The sequence below is a fragment of the Vreelandella neptunia genome (assembly GCF_034479615.1).
GTDB classification, from domain to species: domain Bacteria; phylum Pseudomonadota; class Gammaproteobacteria; order Pseudomonadales; family Halomonadaceae; genus Vreelandella; species Vreelandella neptunia.
Map to the genome: position 1 here is coordinate 3,587,224 of NZ_CP140255.1, position 23,571 is coordinate 3,610,794.

Below are 23,571 nucleotides of genomic sequence, written 5' to 3' on the forward strand. Positions count from 1 at the left end.
CTTTCCGGTACTCTTCTTCCTTGCTCGGCTTAAAGAACGAGGCTTTATATTCCACCGTCCGCTCTACTGGCCTGTCAGACAAAGCATCGTCTAAGTAAAATTTTATTACCGTGCCCTTGGTCAAGTCCCGCTTACACGCTTTGTTAACCAAGCCTGTATAGCCAACTTGTGTATTGCTCACTGGCAAACTATCCATGTCGAACCTCACCGATGATTGCGCTCTCGCTCAATTCATCCTTAAACGCCCATCGTTTGCACGCAAAGTCGATCATGCGATTCTCTATGCGGTCCAATAGCCGGACATACTGGTTAAACCGTTCTTCATCCTGCACATCAGGGCTGACCCAGTTCGTTGATGCGCCAAACACCTGATTGAAATCCTTGATGACCTCAGCTGTTTGGGCAAGGATTGCTCTTTTGGAAGCAGTCTCGTTCTCTTTAAGATGCTTGAGTTTTTCTTCAATCGGCTTGTTGCTGAAGCTGGCATTCACGCCCCACTCCAACAGCATCAAATTACCGAGCCGACGTTTTTGATGGCTGGTTTTGACTGGATCATGACCATGAAAGGGGCACTGTCTGGCATAAATATGCTCTATCTGCGCATAGTCATTATGGCGGTTGGCCTTGCTAGCCTTCAGCTGTAGGTCAATGCTGCTGGTGCGAGTCGCGTCTAGCGCTTGCTCATAATTCGCGAGGAAATAACGTAGACCGCGCCATGTCGCAAAATCCATATTCTGATCAAGTTCACTCAGTCTGAAGCTGGCTTTAAAGGCATCCAATGTTTTATGGCCATAAGACTTCACAAAACCTAATAGCGAGTTATGACACTCATTGACGGCCTCTTGGATGCTGTGTTTATTGGTGGCTCTGGCGACGTTGTTATAAACAGCATGTGCAATATTGAAGAGCTGCCCGTGACCACTATCTGCCCGCGCACCACCGACAGGCAGCATATAGACACGGAAATTGACCCGCTCAATCGCCTGCAGCAGCTCAAGCAAGGCATTAGCTGTAATGTGTTTTTTATCAAACAACCACATACTGCATAGGTACAAGGGGAGCACACCGGAATGAGCTGTCTGGACCCTGATTAAATCAACAACATCAGCAAGCTTGGCCTGATCGCCAAAAAATGTAGACCGGTGTTGCGACTTTGCATTGAACAGCACTTCGTAATAACGCGAACAATCCGACAGAAACTCGACAAACTCTTTCAATTTTTTCGCGTCAGCGTCCCCACCCTTTTGTAGAGAAAAAGCGGATTTAAGCTTGTTATAGGCAGCGTTGCTTTCTTGTTTTCGGAAGCCGAAATAAACAATCACCGCTGAACGCAGCAGCTGTTGTTTGTCGATATCTGACAGGTGATGCGCGAGCGCCAAATTCCTAAGAATACGCCCCCACTCCGCGTTGATCGTATCCTGCAAGCCTTTGAATCGTTTTTTGATCGCATAATAGATCAGGTAATTTTTGACCTTTTCCAACTCGGTCAATGGCTTGCCGCGGTTATTGATTACTTCGAACATCATGCCGGCTTCGTCGGCATTCTGGGGTTGATAGGCAATCATGCCTAAGCGCATGGTGACAATATCAACCCATCGAAGGGCCTGATCAGCGCTGTAGGCCGTGCGTTGCGTCCACTCCTCAATCTGCTTATAGGCTTCTATGAGTCGCTTCTGGGACAAGTACTCGATTGTCTCCTTTTCAGCGTTGCCTTTTAGCAGCGCCCGAAAAAAAGCCTCAATATCGCTGTTGAGCATCAAGACAGGCTGAAAATCTTTTAATTCTGAACCTCGCCCGATATACGACTGATAGAGGTCAGACTCGCCAGGAGATAACGCAGTGGGGTGTTCAACAACAGTCACCAGAGCATTTATCAACATAGTCAAGGTGGTCAGGCGTTGCTGCCCATCAACAATGTCGAAAACGGGGTAGTCAGGCGTGTGATCTGGTCCAGGTACTAATACCAACGTCCCAGTATAATGCAAACCACTGCTTTTCGATTCTGCCAAGACCTCAAGATCATCCAGTAGCGCTTTGACCTGTGATCTCTCCCAGGCGTACCCACGCTGGTAGTCCGGAACGCGAAAGTACCTACCAGGAAACAAGGCCGCCAAGGACGTAAGCGACTGGATAACCTGATCTCCCCTAATCATGGACTGCATTGACTATTGCTCCTTGTCCTGTTGACTGAAGATCTCCCACGCCACGCGGTAATCTTCTTCCCTGTCTGGCCGGAAAAACGGAGCTTTGTATTCCACTGTGCGCTCTGAAGGGCCGCCCGGCAGAGTATCGTCTAAGTAGGTTTTGCTTACCGTGCCTTCGGTCATGTGTTGGATATTTTCCCAGCCGAGTGCGACGTTTTGTGTCGTTTGTTCAGAGGAGTGGATGGCGAAGTGGGTGCCGTCTTTGAGATCGCTGGCGCGAGCCTTGCGCGGCAGGCCGACGCCGGCGATGCCGATGTTGACACTGAAAACAACTCGGCCATTTTGGTCATACCAGGTGTCGGCTTCGTTCTGCTGAAGAACAGGGAACTGTACGCGGTAGAGGGTGAGCAGTTCTTCCAGCGTGAGGCCGAGGGCCTGGGCGACGAGGACGTCGATTTCGACCAGGGCCTGACGGCGGGCGAAATCGGTGCGCAAGGCGTTGTTTCTTTGCCATTCGAGGGTGAGGTTGGCGAAGAATTCCTGCGGTAGTGCTGCAATGGGTTCTCGGGTGGCCCACTGCTGCTGACGGAAGCTGTCTTGCCAATTGGATTGCCAGAGGTCTGCGTAGTGGTTGGTAAGGCAGCTTAGCGCCAACACCCTAACAACCATAAATTGAAGCAGACCGAGATTGTTCATAACAGGGAGCCCGCGCAAAGTATTGACCCTTGCATGCCCCATACCCGTCGTCTTAATGTAGAAATCAATAGGTAGCGACAATCCCGCCGCACTAAAGGCCAAGAGCTCACTGCTATTCAGGAAAGCCGATGAAATTACCGTTGATAAATTCCGGGGTCCCGGAGGAACTATCGCTCCGATGAAGGTACGTTCTCCAGACTGGCTCAACATATCGCGACTGACAAAGCGATAATACTCCGTCACCAATTTTTCTCGATGCTCCCCCTCCTCCACCCACGTCACACGCGGGGTACGGTCACGGTAGGTGGCAGGGTTGCAGGCGGGCACATAGTTGGTACGCGGCAGGTAGTCGTCCGGCAGGGTTTGCAGGTCGAGAGGATCGTAAGCCCTTGGTGTATTGCATTCCTGCCGAGGCGTTTTGTAAAGTGGGTTGCCGACGAAGAAATGGGGTCCGGAGAGTATCCAATCTTCAGGAAGTTGCGAGAATTTTGTATCCCGCTTGATGGTACCGTCTTTCTGACTTGCAGTTTCATCGAACATGTAGCTAGAAAAGTACTCACCTTTCAGATCTGCCAACCGCCGGGGCTGGGCGGCGAACTTATCCAGTACCGCCATCAACTGCCGAGCGTGCAAGGCTGGCATGCGGGCTTCCAGTGCATCAGTGCCGGCTTCGTCGTAGAGCTGGGCAAACAGGGCCAGTTCGTGCTGGCCGATTTCAATGATGCGGTCGCGGTGACCCGCTAACTCCCAGCTCCCCTTTAAACTGTCCCCTTCTCCAATACCGCTTTTAATGCCAGGCACGGGCCCAGCACCACCGCTTTGATAGCACGCATCTACTGTTGAGGGGTCGAACACATTTGAAATTGAATCGAATTTTGTTTCATCTCGGCAAGGTCCGTAAATGTTTACCGAAAACTTTACCCATATCATGATTTCGGCAAAAAGCAGCCGTACGTTGGTGTATTGGAAATGCCTACGAAGACGGTTGTATACCTCCCGCCGGAATCCTCCACCTTTGGGGTCGTCATAAATCCCCTCCGGATGAAGGAAGCCACTGACGCCCTGTCCGTTCACATTGGCCCAGGCAAGGGGCAGGAAGCATTTATACAGGTTGGCCTTTTGCCCCGCGAGCTGGGGGTAGTTCTGGGTAGCGTTCAGGAAGGCCTGCGAGCCTTCCGCTTCTGCCAGTTCGGCAAACCAGGCATCCTGCAGTTGTGGGCTACGCTCAAAAGCCGCTTCGCGCTCATCGGTTAGCTTCTTGGCGCTGAGTTTGTGCAGTACAAAGCGAGGGTTGTAGTCACCCAGCACACCGCCTTCTTGCCATTCCACCTTGCGCCAAGGCGGGTTGCCCAGGGTGATATCAAAACCGCCGCGGTGGGCAAAAATATCCGCAAAGGCTAGCTCCCAATGGAAGAAGCGGTACTGCTCGTCTAGCTGGTGGGCAAACTTTAGGTTGGCGAAGAAGGGGTTTTTGAACAGCTTTTCCAGGTTTAGCTCGCCGCGCTGATTGCTGACTTCCCGGGCGGCTTGTGTTTCGGGGCGGGTTTCGGCACGCAGGGTTTGCTGCAACTCGTCAGCAGCGAACAGATCTTCCACCGGTTTGGCAAAGAAGTTTTCCTGGGCAATAGGCGCGTCTTCTAGTGCAGCGTCTTCGCCTAGCAGGCTTTCCTGAGCGGGTGCGAAATCGAAAGTGCCTTGGGTATTTAAAATCGTGTTGAGTTCAAACAGCCAGGTGCTGCGATCGGGCAACTGGTCGACATTTTCCAGCGGCCAGAACCACAGCGCGCACCAGTAATCCATGGCCAGCTTTAAGCGCCGGAATGGCGAGGCAATACGGGCGTTGGTGTTGAAAATACCCTGGGTGCGAATCGCGTCTTTTTCGTAGGTGCTGGTGTGGTGTAGCACATCACCGGTTTGTCCCCATAAAGGGAATGTGTCTTCGGTACGCCTTCTGTCTTGCGCCAGCATTTGGGTGTGTTCCCGCCACAGGCGGTCGACGGCTTCACTGAGCAGCTGAAGCGTTTTAATCTCTTGAGCATCTAGCGGGGCGCAAAACGCTTTTTGCCACGCTTTAATTTTTTTAAAAGCCTCTGGCCGCAGCTGCTTGGCGGTTCTATCGCTGTACCCCACCATACCGGGGTCGGGCAGCAGGAAGTGGTAAATTTCATTCGCTTTGCGCCCGTTTGGGGAGCCTTCGCCTGTGGTTGGCGTTTTTCCTGCTAGCAGGCTTTCCGGTGCGAGGCGGCGTGGAGCGGTGTTGTACCACAGGCCATCTTTGTGCTGTTTCTTCAGCGCACTGGCGGGGTACACCTCGCGGCGTGCACCGATCAGGCTGTTGCCGGTAAACAGCTGGTAGCCAAACCAGGGCACGTTGTGGCCGCCACTGAGGGCGTTCAGCCACAACGAGACTTCCGCCAGTTCCACGGCGATAGGGTTTAAATCCACCCCATAAACGTTGTGGTCGGCGATGTGCATTTTTACCCGTTGCAGCGCCAACGGGTACTCTTCATGGGGTATGCGCTGGTTTAGCTCTTGCTGTTTACGGGTCAGGTAGGCTTCTGCCAGCTGGTTAACGGCTTCATTCAAGAACGCGGCGCTGCCCATGGCGGGTTCGCAAACCGTCAGGTTAAGAATCTCGTCGGCGGTAACGTGCTCGGTTAAGCGCTCTTGTAAGGTGTACTTCACCAAGCTTTTGGTTAGCACTTCCGGGGTGTAGTAACTGGCGGATTTTTCCCGGTCGCGCCCGGCCATGCGGTAGATGAATTTACCCTTTGGGTGAGTCCGCAGGCTAAGTTTTCCTTCTACCTTGTCGTAGACGCGCTCTTTTTCATCGAACTCTTCAAGCTGCTCGCGAGTGACGAAGTAGCCGGTATCGAGTTCGTCCGGGTTAACGTTCTCGCCTTTGGGGGCTACTTCATAAAGATCTTGGGTGGCGAAAAAGCCCCGGTAGCTCAGCAGCGCTTCGTACACCGCGCCTAGCTGGTTAATACCGAGCTGGGTGTAACTCACGCGGCCACGGCGTTTGCGGCCCCCTCTTCCTGACGTACTGGGCCTTGTCAGCGACATGCTCTGAATCACCTGCTGCAGGGTGTCGTTGCTGAAGGTGACTCGGTTGAGCAGCGGCGTTTTAGCGGGGTCGAACAGGTGGCTGTCTAACCCTTGCAGGGTAAAGGCGTTGGCGGTGCTTTCGTGCAGCTGATCGCCCTGACGGCTGGCGCTGTTGCCGTTATAAATTAGGCCGAACATGCGCTGCAGGCTGTGGTGAAAATAGTGCCCACGGCGACTTTCTTCGCTGGTTAAGCGCACACTTTCCAGCTCGCGCAGGCTTTCCAGGCTGTAGCCCATTCGCCAGGTTTCGTCTTCGGCGGGCAGGTAGCCGAGTTCCGGGCGCGCTTCGATATAGAACAGAAACAGAATGCGGTACATGGTGCGCAGGCATTCTTTGGATAGCTGGTCGGGGTCTAGCGCGTTGCTACCGCTGTAGATGCCTTCTTTGCGGTCCCGGGCCTGTTCGATGAGTTGTTCGGCGGCTTCGTTGCCCAGCAGTTCGATGGCCTGGCGCAGGGCGTATTTGAGGTCGTCGGAGACGGCAAAGGCGTGCTTGTGGCTGTTTTCGTCCAGGCTGTCCAGCCGGCACTCTCCTTGCTTTCCACCGTTTCCAGGGGGAGCTAGGCTTTCCCGGTGTAGCAGAACCGCGGTGGCTTTTAGGGTTTTGTCCTCCCGGCGGCCAAGAATCTCTTCCCAGTCAAAGCGCAGCATGCGGTTTTGCGACCACTTGTAGCGGTCAATCAAAATGCCTTGGCGGTCTGAAATCAGCAGCACCCAGCGGGGCGGGTTTTCGTTATACGGCGCGGCTTGGCGAAACACGGCATCGTTAAGGATGCTGTACCAGCTGGTATTGGTTAGCGCATCACTGTGCGGCCCTTCGCCCAAAAACTGGTTGCTGTGCAACTGCAGGGAAAGCGGGTCTTCGCCTTCGTTGTTGGCATCGAGCGCCCCCAGCACCCAAAGCTGTTCACCCAGAGCAGACAGCACCGGCAGTTCGGTATTCGAGGCTAGCTGGCGGTTTTCCGGCTGGTAGGGAATACCCAGCACGCCCATCAGCGTTTTAAAGAACTCCCGCTGCAAGTGAATGCGCTCGCGGGTATTACGTTCGGTTTTTAGGGTGTGGCGCAGGGCAAAATAGCGCTGGTTCAGGTTACGCAGGCCGCGGTGAGGGCTTGGCTCTTCCCTGCCCGCTTGTTTGGCGGCGTCTTCGCGGCTGTTCCACTCTTCAATGGTGTTGGCAAAGTCGCCTTGGAATACTTCTGCTAGGTAGTGCGCGCTGAAGAATTCGTTGTCGTTGGTTAAGCCAACGAACGTGGCGACGGTTTCTTGTACGGCCATCTGGTGTTGCTCCTTAGCCCACCCGGGCGTTTAGGCGTTTTCCCGGGTAAACACGGCGATGATCTGAATAAACGGCACCGGCTCGATGGTCAGGGTGTCTTGCACCCAGGTTTCATACTCGTTGAACACCCGTTCGATGCGGTTCAGGCGCTCTTCCTTGCGGGCGGCTTTAAAGTGTTCGGCCTGGCCGGAGCGCTCTAACTGAAGGCTTAGCTGGTTAACCTGGCGGCTTTTTAGTGCGTTAAGTGCCGTTAGCTGTTCGGCAAGCTCTGCTTGTTTGGTCGTGGCGTAGGCCTGCTGGCGCTGCTGCATTTCGGCGTTGGCCGCCTGAATCACTGCTGGGCGCAGGGCTTCTAGTGCGGCTAGATTGATAGGCTGAGCACGGTTGGGCAGTTTGTTGTTCAGTTGCAACAGCTGCAGCCACTCTTCGGCGCTTTGTACTGCTATCACGCCTTGCGCTTGTGAGGTGCGGCAGCGAATAGCAAACCATTGCCAAATAACCGGGTGGGCTTTGCGGTTAGGGATCAACCCGCTGACGAGAAAGACGCTTTCATCCGGCTGTAGCGCTTGAGTAACCGCCTGGGTATCTGGCAGGGCAAGCACTGGCGCACTGTGACGGGCTACCTGGGCCAGCAGCTTATCTTCCAACCACTGCATGGCGGGGTGCTGGGGCCATAAATAATGCAGCTTGGGCCAGGCATTTTCATCCTGCCGGCTGCGGCGGATCTCGTCTTCAAAGCGGGCTTTATCGGCCGTGAGAATCAGGCTGCCATCGTGTGGGCGAATTTCTGGCGGTAGAAAGCGAAAGCGGTAATCCAGGTCGTCGGGTGGCGTTAGCGTCAGCGTTTGCCGCTCTTGGTTGGCGGTAAAGGCCACTTGCTTGCGCTCACGGTTAATTGCCTCTAACGCTTGGTGGGCAAACGCGAAATCACTGGCAAACAGGCTGTAGCGCTCTGTGGTTTTTTGATGCGTGTGCTGTTCGGCTTCTTCTGCTTTGGGTGTGCTGTCTTCTGGGTTAAGAAACAGCGCCAGCAGGTCGTCGCCTTCGCTGGTGGCATCGGGTTGGTACTGAGCATCGAAGGCACTGGCATCGGTGCCGGTGGCCATGGCTTCTATGGTCAGGCCTTCTTCGGCTTCGGCATCGTGCACCTTCATAAAGGTGGCTGGGTCACCGATATTCTTGTAAGCCTGCTCGTCTTTCTCTTTGAGTATTTCAAGAATGCGCTGGTCGCCGCGCACCTGGGGGTTATCGCTCTGGTTAATCAGGTAGGTAATGATCGGTGTTTCGGTTTGGCCGTAACGGTCTACCCGGCCATTGCGCTGCTGGAATACCATCAGTGACCAGGGCAAATCAAAATGCACAAGCCGATGCGACAGGTAGTGCAGGTTAATGCCCTCGCTTGCTACATCAGAGCACAGCAACACGCGCAGCTTGCTTTCCTGTTTACCAAAGGCTTCTACGATGTCTTGCTGTTCGATATCGCTCATGCCGCCGTGCAGTATTCGCAGGGCATCTTCTTTGAGCTTGAGATCATCCATGAGCTGGCCGTGCAGCCAGTTAAGCGTTTCGATACGCTCGGAGAAGATCACCAGGCGGTCTTCAGTGTTGGTTTTTTTCCAACCAAAGGCACTGCTTTTCAGCAGTGTGAGTAGCTCGCGGTATTTGTTGAAATTGTCTGGTGTGACGTTACGCAGCGCTAGCAGCAACGAATGCAGCGATTGAATTTCATGCTGTTCGTCTTCGCTTATCTGCTGATACTCAGCCCCGCGGCCTTCTAGCTTTTTAATGCGCTGTTCAACCGACACCTTGGCCGCCGCTGGCGAGCTAAACAGGGATTTCTGCAAACCAATACGCACTAGCTGCCCGTTTTTGGTTGCGCTGTGCTCGCCCCTGTAGGTGAAAGGCACCTCTAACAGCGCCTGGTAGGCGGCTTCTTCTTGAGGCGACGCGTCCAGATAAATATCGTTCACTACCCGCTCTTTGAACTCTTGCTGTACTTGATTGCGGATATCTTTCTTAAAACGGCGAATGACCAAGCCTTTGTCGCGGAAATCTTCTTTGGCGTAGTCGTCGGGGTCGGAGATCGCCGTGGGATCGAGCATGTTCATCAGGCTAGCAAAAGAACGCGCTTTGCCGTCGTGGGGCGTGGCCGAAAGCATGATGAGGGAGTCTGACCGCCCTGCCAGCAGCTGAGCCAATTTGGCACGCTGAGAGCTTGAACCGCGCTCTGCTACGTTATGGGCTTCATCAATCACAATGATGTCCCAGTAGGCTTGCTCTAAGTGGCGGCGGTATTCGTTGTCTTGCTTGAGGGTGTCGATGGAGATAATCGACTTGTCATAGTAGTAAAACGGGTTATGGTTACCCGGAATATTGTTGCGTACCCGCTGTAGACCAGCAGAATCTAGCCGCGTGAGCGGGATGGTAAAACGGTTCCACATTTCTTTTTGGAACTGGGTCATCATGCTTTTCAGCGTGAGCACCAGGATGCGCTTGCCTTTGCCACGTCGCATTAGCTCGGTCATTAAAATGCCGGCTTCTAGCGTTTTGCCTAACCCCACCGCATCAGCAATCAGAATACGCTGGCGGTTCTGCTTGAGTGCCTGCAGCGCGGGGTTAAGCTGGTACGGCACAGGGTCCATCGCGGCCTTGTGGCCCAGGTGAATATTGTCATCTGCTGGGGTGATCTGGCGCAGCTGAGTTTCAATAAACAGGCGGCTTTTTTCAAAGCCTGGGGTCAGGTCCTGCTCTAAGCAGGTTTCGGCGGGGTCGAGCACGCGAATAGCATCTTCGGCTTCTTCAAGCTGAGTGAGAAAGCGGGCGCTTTTGCCACTGACCAGTTCGGAAAGACCATCCACGGTGAGGATATAGCCCCCGTCATCGCTGGCATCCGCGCGGCGAACAATCCATTCACAGTCGCGGATAACCACACGCGCACCGGGGGCGTAGAGAGCTGACATGTCTGTTTCCTGGACGTGCTGAAGAATTTATACCGCAAACAGGGAGCGATAGAGAACGGAGACGATGACACACATACCCGACATCTTTTTCGCATTAAATCACTTCATTGCGAAGAAAAGCACAATCAGATTAGGATACCACTCTGTAAAGCTCGGGCACAGCACGCAGATCAGCATTAACGTTTGGGTCAAGTACAAACCTAGAAGCTATTTACCTTGCTAAGTGGAAGTTAGCTGCCGATTCCACGCGGGGATCAGTTTATCGAGACGACCACTTCATAAAATCGTGCAGCGCTGGGACCTGCAACCCCATGTCGTCGGAAAACTGATATTCATCCTCTGACATCATGTTGGTAGCGTAAGCCCGTAACCAGAACTTGCGTTCATCTGCGGTCAGAACATACCCCTTGTCCTGCTCACTGCCTTTTAACCTATCAGGTATTGCCCAGCCGCGTTTTGAAAGCCTAGCAATTGTAATGACTAAATGAGTCATCAGTTCTTGTTCAGGAGCTACATATTCATGAAATTCTGGCCAGAATTCCTCATCACCGGGTGACCCTTGCCAGCCTTTAATACGGTTTACCTCATTAAGGTCCTCATAAGGATGAGAATGAAAGGTACCTACCAACTCAATGTTTTGCCAATAGCGCTCAAAAAACTGCTTCTTGGCGATAATAGAGTCGAAATTAGGCTGAACCCAATCTTCATGACGGGTTGCAGACGTTTCAACCGTCGCCATAGTAGCGATGATACGTGCTGGTAGGTTTCCTTTTGCAGGTATGGAGTATCCCCAAAGTAAACCAAAGGTTTCCAGTTTGAGATATCCTTTTGACCGTTCTCGGCCACGATGCTCAAATTCATAGGCTTCGAAAGCAGTAGTGAAGAGTTGAGGCACTACATACTCTTCAATATATGTCACTTTATCCATCGATTAACCCTTACTGAGTTTATAGTATGAAATCAAGACGTCCTGAATATCGGACAAAAACAAAATTCCCCAGTTATAGGTTAAGAATATGTGCGAACTCGACTTTGTGAGGAAGCAACGTCCAGAAAGACGAAACTATGGCCAAGCCAAAGCAGGCATATTTCAAACTGCTAAAGCCTCGTTGTCATTTCCTTAAGTAGATGTCTATTGGCCATGCGGTTGAATGACATTCTGCCTTGCGCCTCCCAGCGATACGGCGATGCGGGAGAAGCTGTCGATAAGCTCCGGATAATCTTCTTCAATCCACTCAGGGCAGGGTCGTGCGGGTACTGTTTTGATCGACACTCCGTTAACTTCCAGCTCCCATCCGATCACATTCTGTGCAAACGGCAACGTGGCGCCGCCACCTGTTAATACAATCGCCAGTTCATGCCGTGGTGCGTTCTCCAGATAGTGCTTTGGTGCTCGCTCAAGGATTTCTACGATGGTGTTTTGCAGTGCTTGCTGGAAACGCTGGATAGAAGAGGACTCCATCACTTGCTCCAGTGTGACTTCGACAACGTTGCCATCAATCAACGTGACGTCCACATTTCCATCGTTAAAGAGATCTTCCTTATAGCGCCGAATGTTACGCTCCAAGGCATTGTAGATGCGCCGATAGTTAATAGTTTGTGACGTCACGCCTGCAAGCGAAAGCACCTTATGTGTCAGGACCCTGTCAATATAGTTACCTGCCATGCTGAATCCGGCGGTGGCTCCGGGAATTTGCAACGCCACAAAGTTATCGTGCTCCGGATCCACACGAATACGGAACATACTGATATCGGTGGTGCCTGCTCCGATGTCGATGACCATCGAGAGGTTATTCGCTTTACCATCTTCACTGATCAGCGCTGAAGCAACACCGAGGGGCTCCGTGATGGCGAAATCAACAAAGGGGTATTGATCATTTTGTGACAGAGCGACATCGCACACGGCTTTCAGATCACTCAGAGGTATACCTTCGTGAAACGGATTTTCCATTTCTTCGTTCAAGAAGCCATTGTGCTCTAGGCCAACCATTGCCACATAAGCACCTCCCAACAAGTCTGAGAGCAACCTAGCGTACTCATTAGCCTTGCCATTGTCGAAACAGGGCATGGCGTAACGGCGCAATAGCGCGGTGTCATAGCTCTCATCCAAATCTTTCACACATTTACCGATGACCCAGGTGAGATAAACCAAGTAGTAGAACAGAATGTCTTTAAAGGTAATGTCGAGCTTTGTCGGATTGAAGACCTCCACGAGGAAATCATCTATGCCATCTTCCGACAGGAAACGCTTAATGTTGTCGACCCGCTTTCGGGCATCATCCTCATCCGCCTCCTGATCAGAAACTTCCAACGCGCTTTTACCAAAATAGACCTTACCGTCATTGCCTATGTACACCGACGAAATTAGCAGTTCCGGGCCGCCATCTATTGGGTCTTGACCAGCGATTTCACCAAGAGGCAAGACTTCGATAATATCCCCGCCATCATCTCGCTCTCCATCATGTACGAAGGTGACTTTAGACATTGCCGTGCCAAAGTCGATACAGATTCGGTAATCAGGAGATATATCATCTAGCTCGATTTCAGGCACTTTGATCGACGGACCCACTACTTCGATGTCAGGTTCTTCGATCGGCGGGCTCACTACTGGAGGAGGTAGTAATCCACCTTTTTTCTCACTAGGTATCTTTTGCCCAAACTCTTCATCATCAACCGGCTTTGCCGTCTCGCCTCCAAGCGCTTTAACGGCTGCTTCTAATGCCTGTTGCTCGGCTTCAGTAATTACGCCTGTGATTTCTTTTTTTCCGTCATTTCTTTCCGTTAGACGGTCAAGCAGATTTTCCAATAACCACCTGGCCTGGTTGTGCTCCATTCCCTTCGATTCCTTAGAATTATGTGTTTTTTTGTTCTCGGGCAGGCTCGACCAGCGCCTTAACAACAATACGCTCACGCCCATTTAACACTTGTACCACCTGGTCGCGTATCACCCTGACCTGGGTAATGCCCGGCTGATGGCCACCATCCATTTCATGGCGCGTTCTGCTGTAGGTCATGGCCTCCCCTTGCAAACCGGAAAGCTCGATACGCCTAAAGCGACATAACTGACGAAGTAACGTCGACATTTCCACAAAGCCGCTCAATCCCTTTTGCAAGGAAGCGAATACGACCGGATCGTGAACGAACTCTTCAATCAGCGGCATTAAATTAATCCGCACATTTTCCAAGGGGCGTCGGGTAGCTTCACCTTCCAATAGCAACTGCCCAATCAACATATCGGCATCGGCTTGTAGTTCTCTATTCTGGGCATTACCTGCCATACGCTTTGTACCACCAGATATCCACCAGTCGGAAATCTCGCTGTCCAGCTCATGATGGCCTACGAAGTGTCGCTTGATATCAGTAGTCATACTGGTACGCGTGGCGTACATCACTTTCATCGCTTCCAGTAAGGCCATATCCGTTTGCCCTTGGCGCGCCAGCACAAGGCAAGCCTCTCGCAAGCAGGTAAGTACCCGTGGCCTCACCTGAGAATGACTACGGAGATGCGTCCACAAACGAGCGCCAAACTGGGCTTTCATCATCCTGACCGCAGCATAGGTGTTAGCTTCCAACGCATAGGAGAAACGAAGCTGTACGACACGCAGCAGAAGCTCCAGTAAACGATCCCCCACTTCCGTGGCCAAGTCCTCGTCTTTGGCCTCTTTAACGTATCGCAGTGCTGATCGCACGACGGCGCTCAGAACTTCACCAGGGTTACTCTCCAATGGCCAGAAATGATCCCGAGACACCTCTTTCCAGGCGTCTAAAATCCGCTTGAGCCTTCTTAGACGGGCATCTGGGGCTTCAATTGCTAAGTTGTCGAAGCCAATGGTCATGGCATTGAGGACAGCAGCGTAATCATCAGCACGATCTCTGACGATAGCTAGCAGCGCTTTGCGTGCGTTTTCTGCCGCATCCAGTTCAAAAGCCTCTGACACCGCATATTTCATCAACCAAGCTGGTGCGGGATCCAAGTACCCCAGCGCTGCTGCGGCATAGGCTTTCTCGTCACCGTCTTTTAAGGAGTCCAAAGATGCCGGCGGCGCTTGCATCCAGGATTCAAACCCCTCGAAGACTTGATCTACCCGTGAGCGCACCACCGCGCTTAGACGCCCCAATAAGGCAGCCAACAGTAAGCGCTCTTCAGCGTTTTGGGCATTGCAGAGTTGGTAAGTATGCTGCACCAGCTGGGAAAGCTTTTCGTCTTGAAGCAGTGTTTGTAACTGATGTGCTGCCATGGCAGCGGTCAGCACATCATCTAGTGCTCGAAGTGTCGTCGCTTTTTCAATATCTTCCCATTGAGGGGTGGATGAAGACACATTTCTTCCTTGTCATTTGCTGGTAATGCACCCTGTAGGTTAGGCACATATCATTCAAATCAATGCTCAAAGCTCTCGCGAAGACTTCGATACGTCAAGTATTCTTTGGTGGGCGTACCATAGACAAAGCTCATATAGTGCCAAGGCATTTCAGCACATAAAGCATTAATTGATTGATTAAAAATTAACGTTACTACGACAAATCTTGTCGCACCTATCAAGCATAATTGCGGCTGAAAATAGAGTTGAGAGATTTAGGTTCTCCTGATACTACTATTTTTATCATACTGATGGGGCTAGGAGGCACCATGCCACATTTGCGGCAAATCAGGGAGGCGATCAGCGTCGAAGAGCTGGCTCAGCGTAATGCATCCATTTTCCACGTTGCCAGTGAAAGGCGCCTTTCTCATCGAATTGGCGTCTTACGTCTTAATACCAAAAAGCACCGTGGACAAAGCGATGTTTTGAGCGAAGCATTGGAAGGGGCTAATGCCTGGTGGCCTCTACCAGAGCAGCAGCATGGTACCGCCATCGTGCTATCGGTCTTTCCGGAAGATAATGAAATACAACTGACGAATGTGAAGGGCGCGCTACCTTCAGCAGATACCCAACTCCGAATCTATCCTCCGAATTTTATCGAGCCGCTACGTAAGCTCTATCATCACGAGAAATACGCCACGGCAGGGCTAAAAATCTTTCGAGCCTTTAGTCGTAAAGCCCCCGTTGATGATAGAGCTCTCCCTGTTCCTGGGGTCATGACATTACGTAAGCAGCAAGAGAAAGCACTGACCCTACCGTACCAAAGCCATGCGTTGCTCTTCGGCCCGCCGGGCACAGGCAAGACATATACACTGTCTGCGCTTATCGCCCAGTTTCTGCTGCATGAACCCGACCAGCGCGTTTTGCTTCTTTCACATACCAATGCCGCCGTTGATGATGCACTGGTCAAAGTCGATAAAGCCCTTGAGCGACTGGAAGATTACGACCGCAGCAAACGCTCCGTACGTATCGGTAAGAATTTTTCTATGCAGGCTTATAAGGAACGCGAACACCTGCTGCCATCGAACGAGGCGCTTACCTCACAGCTGGCGAAGCTGGAAAAAGAAAAGCCTGAACAAAAGGATGCGATCAAATATGACGCGTGGCTGACCAAGCGCGACAACCTGCGTAAAGAGATTGACGAACACACACAGAAACTCTTGCACAAGCGCCCACTGGTGGCCACCACCGCGGCTAGCGCGGGGTGGCGCTTTGAACAGCTTATGGGAGGTAACTTTGACTGGGTAGTATTTGATGAGGCCAGCCAGGTCTCTCTCTACCAGGTCATAGCTTTGTTGCCACTGGGTAAACGCTATCTTTTTTGCGGTGATGATCGTCAACTCCCCCCCGTTTATGTCGCGCATACCAATACGCAAGCCCAGCGCTGGATGGGGAAATCCATTTTCAGTAAGGCCGACCAATTCCCTGAAACATCGAAAATATTTCTTGATGAGCAGGACCGCATGCTTCCTGAAATCTGCGAACTAGTCAGCCACCAGTTCTATGAAGATCGGTTAAAAACCGCAGTGCCTCATCAAGATCAAGCGCGAACGCAGTGGCAAAAGAGTCGCCAACGGCTACATAAGGACTATCAGAAAGCTATCGACATTGTGTTCGTCGAGGACCACGCTCGCTGGCGTCAACGCTTTATGGGCGAAGTACGCCATGGCTCTGCAGAGAAAGTGGTCGAAATTTACCAATCACTGGCTGATGAGCGCGATACGCTTGATGCAGAAACCGTTATCCTAGCACCGCTGCATTCACAACTACGCCTCATTCGTGAAATGGCTAGAAAGCAAGGAATCAGTACTATTCCTTGTTCCACCATCCACAAGGCGCAAGGTCGGGAGTATCACACCGTCATTCTCGATGTGATAAACCTATCGGGTAACAACCGCTTCCTATCAGAAGTGTTATCCAAAGAACTCATCAATGTCGCTTTCAGTCGGGCTAAAGCCAGGCTGATTGTACTCGCTAACGAAAAAGACCTTAACTCTAAATATATCAAAGCATTGCAACCAACTTTTGTTCTGTCAGCGCCATTGCTAAAAGCAGAGCCTAACGCCAGCCTGCCCTATCTTGCTGACTATGCCCCCATCGGGGAACACAACGTGGAAGCAATACGCAATCAACTCTTTAACCTTCTACTCCCCAGCGGCGATTACATACAAGTCAAGCCGCTTGCCATTCAGGATCAGTATCTCAGGGTAGAAAAGCATTCTGACGGCCAGCTAGCCAGCTATCGACTTACCATGATTAATGGTTAACACACTCTGACAAACAGCCTATGGAACAAATCACTCACATAGCCTGTTTCCTGGGTGCTGAGGGAACGCTTGTTAGATAGCAATTTGAAACTTTGGTCACTAGCTTTTAGTCATTGATTTTGAAAAATACCCAGTCGATGCCTTTGAAACAATTGACACGCAAATTCCACATAAGAACCAAGGCGGACTATACCGATTACAATAGCTTTTACTAATCGACGCAGATATTGAACATCGTACGAAGTAAGTATCGATGCTTGGGTGGAAACCACATATCAGCGCATGGAGATATTTCAGACATAACTACCAATTACTGTGAGGGAATTTTGCCAAAGTGATATAACACCCTATGCAGGGGGCGGCACCTCTAATAGTAGAGTTGCATCACTTAAAAAATTTGTGATGCGGTGAACGACCTGTGCTGTAAGCTGGGCATTTCAAGCAGCACCTTCTACAACTGGCGTAGTAAGTACGCCGGCCTTGAAGTGAATGAAGCGAAGCGTTTGCGGGAGCTTGTGACAGAAAACAATAAGCTGAAAAAGCTTTTGGCTGACAAGCTCCTGAAGTCGAGGCTATGAAGAATGGGCTGTCAAACAAGTGTTAACGTATACAGCCCGAAAAGCGATTGCTCGGCATCTGGTTGATTGCCACCAGATCAGCTAGCGTTCCGCCTGCCAACTTGTTGGCATTTCTCGAACAGCGGTATCGGTATCAAGCGCTGGATAAACAAGGCGATACTTTAAGAGCGCGTCTTAAAGAGCTTCCCACTCAGCAATCTGCCTACAGCTATCTTCTACTATATCAGCTGTTAAAATGACCATCATTAAGCGCCAGCCAGCGGATCTGTTTCGGATGAAACAGAAAAAAGTGATGCATTACACACATGAACCCAAGCCCATGGGAGCGTTTTGTTGTGCTGAATAAGATTGGGATACAATACGGCTCACCCACCTTTCCTTGCAGCTTCTTTGACTGCTTTTCTCAACATAATCTTAAAATCTTCATCTTTTTTGAGAGATATAGATGCATATTTTCTTACATTCTGGTTATTTCTAACTGCTTCAATAACAATCTCTTTATCATTTTTAAAACATTCATCTAAATATTCCAATACCTGCGGCCTTTCTCTAACTGCCTCAAGAACAAACTTTCGATCTTTGCTAAAATCTGTTGAAATAAGCGCAATAGCCCGTGGGTTACTTTTCACTGCTGCCATAGCAATGCTGTGATCATTTTTAAGCTCTTCACAAGCATATTTAATAGCACAGCCATCATTCATAACCGCCTTAAAAACCAACTCCCTATCATTTCTCAATCTTTCGGATACCCACTCCAGAGACAAGCCAAGCTGGCTTACAGCTAAGCTAGCAATTTCTTTATCATCCTTCAATCTAATTGATGAATATTTAAAAGCCCATTGGCTTTTACTAACAGAATAAAAAATAAAAGAATAATCATCTTTTAACGAGTCATCCACATACTCTATGTACCCTCTACAGGCTTTTGCTATATCAATGTCAGACTTTAATTCTTCCGCCGCATATACTAAAACCCTAGGGTCATTTTTTACAGCCAAAAGAACAATTTCTTTGTTCCCCTTAATATTTTCTGATGCAAATTTTAAGCTTCGACCATCTCTACATACTGCTTTTTTCAAGACCTCAACATTAGATACTGTTTCTTCTGGCGCATACTTCAAAGCATACTGACCTGTTTTAAAAATAACCTGATCGACAAAATCGTTATCCTCCCACATCTCATTTGAAGATTCTTTCAACGACTTACCGCTCCAATCAAGGCTTTCAATAATTTCCTGTTTCTTTCTTTCAATTTCTATATTTTTTTCGCTCATCAAAATGTTCCTTTCCACCTTTACTGTATATTTAGAGCGGTCTTCGCCCTTTACGCCCCACATGCAACATTTTTGGATTCTCTGCCCAGCCGCGCCAATCTACCTCAGTAGCACTTGGGTTACTTCCAGACCTATAAAATCCAGCGCACGCAGCTGCCGGCTTACATTGGCTTCAGCACGCGAAGGCAGTGCTTCCAGCTCGATATTGCTGAGTCGTGGGTAAACCTCAGCCAAGTTACCCCCCTGTTTAATCTATGTTCACTGCTCGATTAAGACCGAATCCTACCTGAGCTAAATGTATTTTGGTATTCTACTTAAAATAGTTTGAGTGTGCATCGCTACTATCATTTAACTCTTCACAAAGATTTGTTAACTGCATCGGACCCGTAGACCTATATGAAGCAGGAATTCATGGAAAATCGTATAAAAGAACGCATACAGCAGGCCATTCAAAATACCTCTGAATTGACGCCTTCGGAAAGTACAGGGGTCGCCTTCCATATGACGGACTGGCTGGGTGACCTAGATCGCTTTGAACCGCCCCGGCTTTACCGGAGACTCCATATCTTGAGAGGATGGAGTTATGAACTCACCAAAACGATATTCCCCAGAAGTCCGGGAGCGAGCTGTTCGATTAGTCCTTGAACAGCAAGGCGAATACCCGTCCAAGTGGGCGGCGATCTGCTCCATTGCCAGCAAGTTCGGCTGTACACCAGAGACTTTGAGAGCCTGGTGCAAACGCACAGAACTCACGCAGGAAAACAGCTCGGTTAACCTGTCTGAACATGAACGGCTCAAGCAGCTAGAGCGTGAAAACACCGAATTGAAGCGTGCCAATGAAATTCTCCGTAAGGCGGCTGCTTTTTTCGCCCAGGCGGAGCTCGACCGCAAACCCAATTGATGGTGTCATTTATCGACGAGCATCGTGCTCAGTTCGGGGTCGAGTCGATTTGTAGTCAACTGCCAATCGCCCCATCGACGTATTACCACCACAAGGCACTTGAAGCTGATCCTGAACGGCGGGCAGACCGGTATCGGCAGGATGCGTTTCTTACCGCTGAGATTCAGCGCGTGTGGGAAGAAAACTTCTGCGTCTACGGTGCCCGTAAGGTCTGGCGGCAACTCCGCCGTGAAGGCGTTAATGTTGCTCGTTGCACTGTAGAACGGCTCATGCGCCGCCTAGGAATTCGCGGCGTGGTGCGAGGCCAACGCCCCTTCACGACCCTCAGTGATCCCGGCCAGAAACGGGCACCTGATTTAGTGAAACGTGACTTTACGGCTATGCGTCCTAATCAGCTTTGGGTGGCCGATTTTACCTATGTCGCTACCTGGTCTGGCTTCGTTTACGTTGCGTTCGTTATCGATGTTTATGCACGCTGTATCGTGGGTTGGCGTGTAGCGACGTCGATGAGAACGGCACTGGTGCTGGACGCTCTGGAGCAAGCTCTGTGGGCACGAAAACACAGACAAGGGTTGATCCATCATAGTGATAGGGGAAGCCAATATCTCTCGATCCGCTACACCGAGCGTATGGCTGACGAGGGTATCAATGCCTCAGTCGGCACCACCGGCGACTCCTACGACAATGCGCTGGCTGAAACCATCATCGGCTTGTTCAAAACGGAGGTGATCCATCATCGTGGCCCATGGAGGGGACTGGATGCCGTTGAGTATGCCACGCTGGAGTGGGTTGACTGGTTCAACAACCGCCGACTGCTGGAACCCATCGGAAACGTTCCACCAGCAGAACGAGAAAGGACGTATTATCGTCAACTGGAAGAGTCGGGTGAAGCTGCCTGACTCAAACAAACCGGTCTCCGGAATAACCGGGGCGGTTCACTTAGTAGAGTTCTATTCAGCTCCAGAGCAATTCAACGATCAGGAGGTTCACAAATTATTAGTAAATTTTCTGGTGCATGTACCCAACCATGTTGCTGCTGCGGCCACGCTATTAGCGGACTTCCCAGTGAGCGATATTTTTCAAGTGGGTGCTGTGCGAAACGACGAACAGACCTAGACAGATTATGTAGCAATTTTTTTTATCTTGTTTCGAGGGTGAGGCCCCGAAGCTACTCCAGATATGGGGATCGTTTGATATTTATGATCTCGTAACGGATCAGTTTGCCGCGCATGGGAAGTTCGACCTCATCCCCAATGGTTCTGTTTAGTAGTTCCGCGCCGACCGGGGAGAGGTAGGAGACAATACCTTTCTTAGGGTCGCCCTCCTCATAGCCGAGGAGGGTATGGACTCGTAGTTCGCCATCTTCCGTCTCCATCTCGACTTCCATACCAGGCATGACTTCGTAGAAGTCCTCATTCAAGAGATACTCAGCGTCTTCGATCAGCTTGGCTTGTCGGATCACGTTCTGCAGTTCGGCAACCCTGTTTGGTAATTCGTAGGTCACTTTGGTGCGAAGTTGCAGGAATTCAGGATTCTCCCGAAGATCATTATCCAGTTTGGCGGAGTGCCCCATTGCACGGGTGCATCTCTCGATTTCTTTGGAAAGTTCTTTCTGCTTCTGGCAAAGAGCATTAAGTCCCTTATGCGTCACATAATAGTGGTTAGACATATTCAACTTAACCAAGGAAGAAAAACTACAGCTTTCTGTATGGCATCTTGTATATCGTCGGTGCTGTTGTCGACCACGTGAAAATGGTCTGCATAGCGCCGGAACTCGGCTAGGAAGCACTCACGGATATCTAGATCATCCAACACCTTGTCTAAACCGCTCTTGCCCCTGAGAGCGATGCGGTTCTGTCGAACGTACTCATCAATATTGACAAATAAGGTAGCATTTGGCTTTTGGAGGGAGTATCCCATCCCTTCATAGATCGGCTCGATATCCATACCAGCGACGCGGTGCGAGACTACTGTGTCGATGAGGTAGCGCACGCAGTAAACATTGTTTGTCTTTCGTAATTCGCTAATTCGGTCGGAGGCATACACTACAGAAGCCAAATAGTAGAGGTAGTGAGCGGAAGGCGATAAGGTTCGCACCTCACCATCGAAAAGCTCGCGAGCTTCGCCAAAAGGCCCATCAGGTGTCTTGAGCAGCACGCCATGAGGATCACGCTTGCACAATGCTTCGGCCAGGCTTGAAGTGCCGGATCCGTCCAAACCGGTAATAACAATGAGCTTGCCTGCCATCTCTCTACTCTCCTTGCGTATGACCGGGAATCACAGGGAAATTTTGGGAATCCCGTATGGTGATTCGTTCGATGTTCTCCGTGTTTAGGAAGAATTTTTCTCTGGTTTGACCTTCTGACGTAGCGGTCATCGAAAGATCAAGACGCTCCACCAGTATCGAAGGAGTGCCCCTGTAAGTGTTGCGTTCCCCGCGCGCACTGTTAGTCGATGAAGCATCTAGCACCGGGGCGATTGCCAAACGCCAAGCCTCGCCCTCTTCCGCCAACTCGCCTATTAGACCGTATGCTCGCTCGTGATTAGGGGTTAGCGGTAGGTCAGGCCTCGAAGCAATTATCTTGTATTCGTGGTATGCGCGCCCCAAGTTACAGATATGTCCTGTGTCTACGCTGAGATCCTTGTCAAAGAAGGCCGTAGACGGATAACTCGCCAGGCGCAAGACACGAACATAGCTCTCAACCACTTCAATAACCTGCTCGCGGATGTACGTCACCGCTTTTGGGTCTTGATCATCCAGCCTGTCGGCCAGATCGTGCAGGGCAGCGATGATGTTATCGATGTCACTCCACGTTTGGTTCTTGCCATTGACTTGGGCCTGGATTAATAGGTTGAGCAGGTAGCGTTCACCATCGATATAGCCCGTGCCTGGGCGCTTTTCGCTCTTGGGATAGAAGTATTTAGCTGTCACACCGTTGAGCCGACGTTCTGCGTCGATTGCTAAGTATTCACCGTCTTCATTCTGTAGTCGATGAAGGAGGGCATCCCTGCACTGGAGTGTGTCCGGCAGAGCACCGCCGTGCAGTAGGGTAGCGACCAGGCCTTCAGCTCCTTCACTAATCGATTGTTCGCTTCCATAAACCAGCCAACATGGCTCGCCTGGTAACGACAGCTCGGTACCATGGCTTTTCGCATCAGTAATCGTAGCTACTCGCAAATCGGGCTTGGGAGCTTTCTGCACTACCAAGTAGGGTCCGGAACGAATCACCAAATGATCAGCCACTTTGCGTACTTCAACCTCAGAAGGCACCACAAGGGGACGAAATCGTAGCTCGACACAGGCCCCTTTACGGCCCTTACGTTCCGACAGGAAGGTGCCCCGATAGGTATCAAGCATGGTGGCCACATCGCGCTCGAAGTCATTACGCGAGGCTGCGCCAACGCGTTCGGCAGCCTGTGTCCATCCATAAGTATAGGGTGAAAAAGATAAGCGTAGGCCGGCAATACCCGGCATGAGGTTGCTGCTAATACGCTCATGCATCGCCTGAATATCAGGGTTGAGACGGCTGTATCCCACTGTGGCAATACGGACTTGCACGCCTAGGTCTTCATGAAGCCAATGAATCAGGTCATCGAGGTGTGGGTAGGCGGCTGGATCGTTGTCCAAGTAGCAGTAGATGACACCAGGGCGGTCTTTACGCCTGTTGCCTATCAAGCCATACGAGGGCATGACAAACTGAGAGGAGAAGAGCCCGGTATCATCTAGCGGCTCTGCACAGACCTCTCCATCCTCGCGAGCCCATTCTAAAGCGACAGTCTTCAACGCAGCCACCAGATTGGCCAGGTCCTGTCTGCTCATGTTCCAGAGTGTAGTGCCAGCGCTTTGGCTACAAAAACTACAGCGATTTAGACAACCGACCTGAGTCTGAAAGTGTCGCATAGTCTGCAGCGCCTCGCGCGGTAGCGCTCGCAACTGCTCAATTAACTGTTTACGGCGGTACTGATCATCAATTGATAGGGGGCGTTCGGTGCCTTCGCTTTGTAA

General features: G+C 51.0%; 14 protein-coding genes and 1 other annotated feature. Of the genes, 3 read left to right on the plus strand and 11 right to left on the minus strand.

Annotation, left to right across the window (positions count from 1 at the left end):
• Window positions 1-188: 188 nt before the first annotated feature.
• The 6 genes from SR894_RS16630 to SR894_RS16655 all read right to left on the minus strand — a co-directional run bounded on the left by SR894_RS16630 (window position 189) and on the right by SR894_RS16655 (window position 14,506).
• Complete coding sequence (locus tag SR894_RS16630; RefSeq protein ID WP_223289147.1) at window positions 189-2,162, minus strand: DUF262 domain-containing protein; 1,974 nt, start codon at window positions 2,160-2,162, stop codon at window positions 189-191.
• Window positions 2,163-2,165: 3 nt separating this feature from the next.
• Complete coding sequence (locus SR894_RS16635) at window positions 2,166-7,226, minus strand: Eco57I restriction-modification methylase domain-containing protein (RefSeq protein ID WP_223289148.1); 5,061 nt, start codon at window positions 7,224-7,226, stop codon at window positions 2,166-2,168.
• A 30-nt stretch (window positions 7,227-7,256) separates the two neighbouring features.
• Window positions 7,257-10,187, minus strand: coding sequence for a DEAD/DEAH box helicase (locus tag SR894_RS16640; RefSeq protein WP_223289149.1), 2,931 nt, complete (start codon window positions 10,185-10,187; stop codon window positions 7,257-7,259).
• Window positions 10,188-10,446: 259 nt separating this feature from the next.
• On the minus strand, window positions 10,447-11,115 hold the full coding sequence (locus SR894_RS16645) for a hypothetical protein (RefSeq protein ID WP_223289150.1): 669 nt from the start codon (window positions 11,113-11,115) through the stop codon (window positions 10,447-10,449).
• 204 nt (window positions 11,116-11,319) lie between these two features.
• The gene (locus tag SR894_RS16650) at window positions 11,320-13,020 is read right to left on the minus strand and encodes a hypothetical protein (RefSeq protein ID WP_223289151.1); all 1,701 of its coding nucleotides are present in this window, start codon (window positions 13,018-13,020) and stop codon (window positions 11,320-11,322) included.
• Between the two features lie 19 nt (window positions 13,021-13,039).
• Window positions 13,040-14,506, minus strand: coding sequence for a hypothetical protein (locus SR894_RS16655; RefSeq protein WP_223289152.1), 1,467 nt, complete (start codon window positions 14,504-14,506; stop codon window positions 13,040-13,042).
• 308 nt (window positions 14,507-14,814) lie between these two features.
• Here SR894_RS16655 and SR894_RS16660 point away from each other — a divergent pair, with 308 nt between their 5' ends.
• Both SR894_RS16660 and SR894_RS16665 read left to right on the plus strand, forming a co-directional pair.
• On the plus strand, window positions 14,815-16,812 hold the full coding sequence (locus SR894_RS16660; RefSeq protein ID WP_223289153.1) for a DEAD/DEAH box helicase: 1,998 nt from the start codon (window positions 14,815-14,817) through the stop codon (window positions 16,810-16,812).
• 407 nt (window positions 16,813-17,219) lie between these two features.
• Window positions 17,220-17,390 (plus strand): transposase, encoded by a 171-nt coding sequence (locus SR894_RS16665; RefSeq protein ID WP_223289154.1) that lies wholly within the window; start codon window positions 17,220-17,222, stop codon window positions 17,388-17,390.
• Between the two features lie 365 nt (window positions 17,391-17,755).
• Here the strand turns inward: SR894_RS16665 and SR894_RS16670 are convergent, their stop codons facing one another.
• Window positions 17,756-18,664: a DUF4116 domain-containing protein gene (locus SR894_RS16670; RefSeq protein WP_223289155.1), complete on the minus strand. Its 909-nt coding sequence runs from the start codon at window positions 18,662-18,664 to the stop codon at window positions 17,756-17,758.
• Window positions 18,665-18,763: 99 nt separating this feature from the next.
• Window positions 18,764-18,898: a hypothetical protein gene (locus SR894_RS16675; protein ID WP_275951338.1), complete on the minus strand. Its 135-nt coding sequence runs from the start codon at window positions 18,896-18,898 to the stop codon at window positions 18,764-18,766.
• Between the two features lie 349 nt (window positions 18,899-19,247).
• On the opposite strand from SR894_RS16675, the gene SR894_RS16680 reads away from it, so the two are divergent.
• Window positions 19,248-20,464, plus strand: a protein-coding gene (locus SR894_RS16680; protein WP_159342931.1) for an IS3 family transposase whose coding sequence is annotated in 2 segments (ribosomal slippage) — window positions 19,248-19,533 and window positions 19,533-20,464 — 1,218 coding nt in all. Because the reading frame shifts where the segments join, the coding sequence is not laid out codon by codon here.
• Window positions 19,523-19,639 (plus strand) — a sequence feature (AL1L pseudoknot). (Overlaps the previous gene by 117 nt.)
• Before the next feature lie 269 nt (window positions 20,465-20,733).
• Here SR894_RS16680 and SR894_RS16685 read toward each other — a convergent pair.
• The 3 genes from SR894_RS16685 to SR894_RS16695 are packed head-to-tail and all read right to left on the minus strand — an operon-like array spanning window position 20,734 to window position 23,385.
• Window positions 20,734-21,234, minus strand: a complete 501-nt coding sequence (locus tag SR894_RS16685; protein WP_223288985.1) for a GreA/GreB family elongation factor — start codon at window positions 21,232-21,234, stop codon at window positions 20,734-20,736.
• A 2-nt stretch (window positions 21,235-21,236) separates the two neighbouring features.
• Entirely contained in the window at window positions 21,237-21,812 is a 576-nt protein-coding gene (locus tag SR894_RS16690; protein ID WP_223288984.1) for a nucleoside/nucleotide kinase family protein, read from the minus strand.
• A 4-nt stretch (window positions 21,813-21,816) separates the two neighbouring features.
• Window positions 21,817-23,385, minus strand: coding sequence for a hypothetical protein (locus SR894_RS16695; RefSeq protein ID WP_223288983.1), 1,569 nt, complete (start codon window positions 23,383-23,385; stop codon window positions 21,817-21,819).
• Between the last annotated feature and the right edge of the window lie 186 nt (window positions 23,386-23,571).

Excerpts from the sequence above, each read along its gene's own strand:
- SR894_RS16630 (WP_223289147.1), bottom strand. The coding sequence starts at position 2,162 with ATGCAGTCCATGATTAGGGGAGATCAGGTTATCCAGTCGCTTACGTCC.
- SR894_RS16635 (WP_223289148.1), bottom strand. The coding sequence starts at position 7,226 with ATGGCCGTACAAGAAACCGTCGCCACGTTCGTTGGCTTAACCAACGAC.
- SR894_RS16640 (WP_223289149.1), bottom strand. The coding sequence starts at position 10,187 with ATGTCAGCTCTCTACGCCCCCGGTGCGCGTGTGGTTATCCGCGACTGT.
- SR894_RS16645 (WP_223289150.1), bottom strand. The coding sequence starts at position 11,115 with ATGGATAAAGTGACATATATTGAAGAGTATGTAGTGCCTCAACTCTTC.
- SR894_RS16650 (WP_223289151.1), bottom strand. The coding sequence starts at position 13,020 with ATGGAGCACAACCAGGCCAGGTGGTTATTGGAAAATCTGCTTGACCGT.
- SR894_RS16660 (WP_223289153.1), top strand. The coding sequence starts at position 14,815 with ATGCCACATTTGCGGCAAATCAGGGAGGCGATCAGCGTCGAAGAGCTG.
- SR894_RS16670 (WP_223289155.1), bottom strand. The coding sequence starts at position 18,664 with ATGAGCGAAAAAAATATAGAAATTGAAAGAAAGAAACAGGAAATTATT.
- SR894_RS16685 (WP_223288985.1), bottom strand. The coding sequence starts at position 21,234 with ATGTCTAACCACTATTATGTGACGCATAAGGGACTTAATGCTCTTTGC.
- SR894_RS16690 (WP_223288984.1), bottom strand. The coding sequence starts at position 21,812 with ATGGCAGGCAAGCTCATTGTTATTACCGGTTTGGACGGATCCGGCACT.
- SR894_RS16695 (WP_223288983.1), bottom strand. The coding sequence starts at position 23,385 with ATGAGCAGACAGGACCTGGCCAATCTGGTGGCTGCGTTGAAGACTGTC.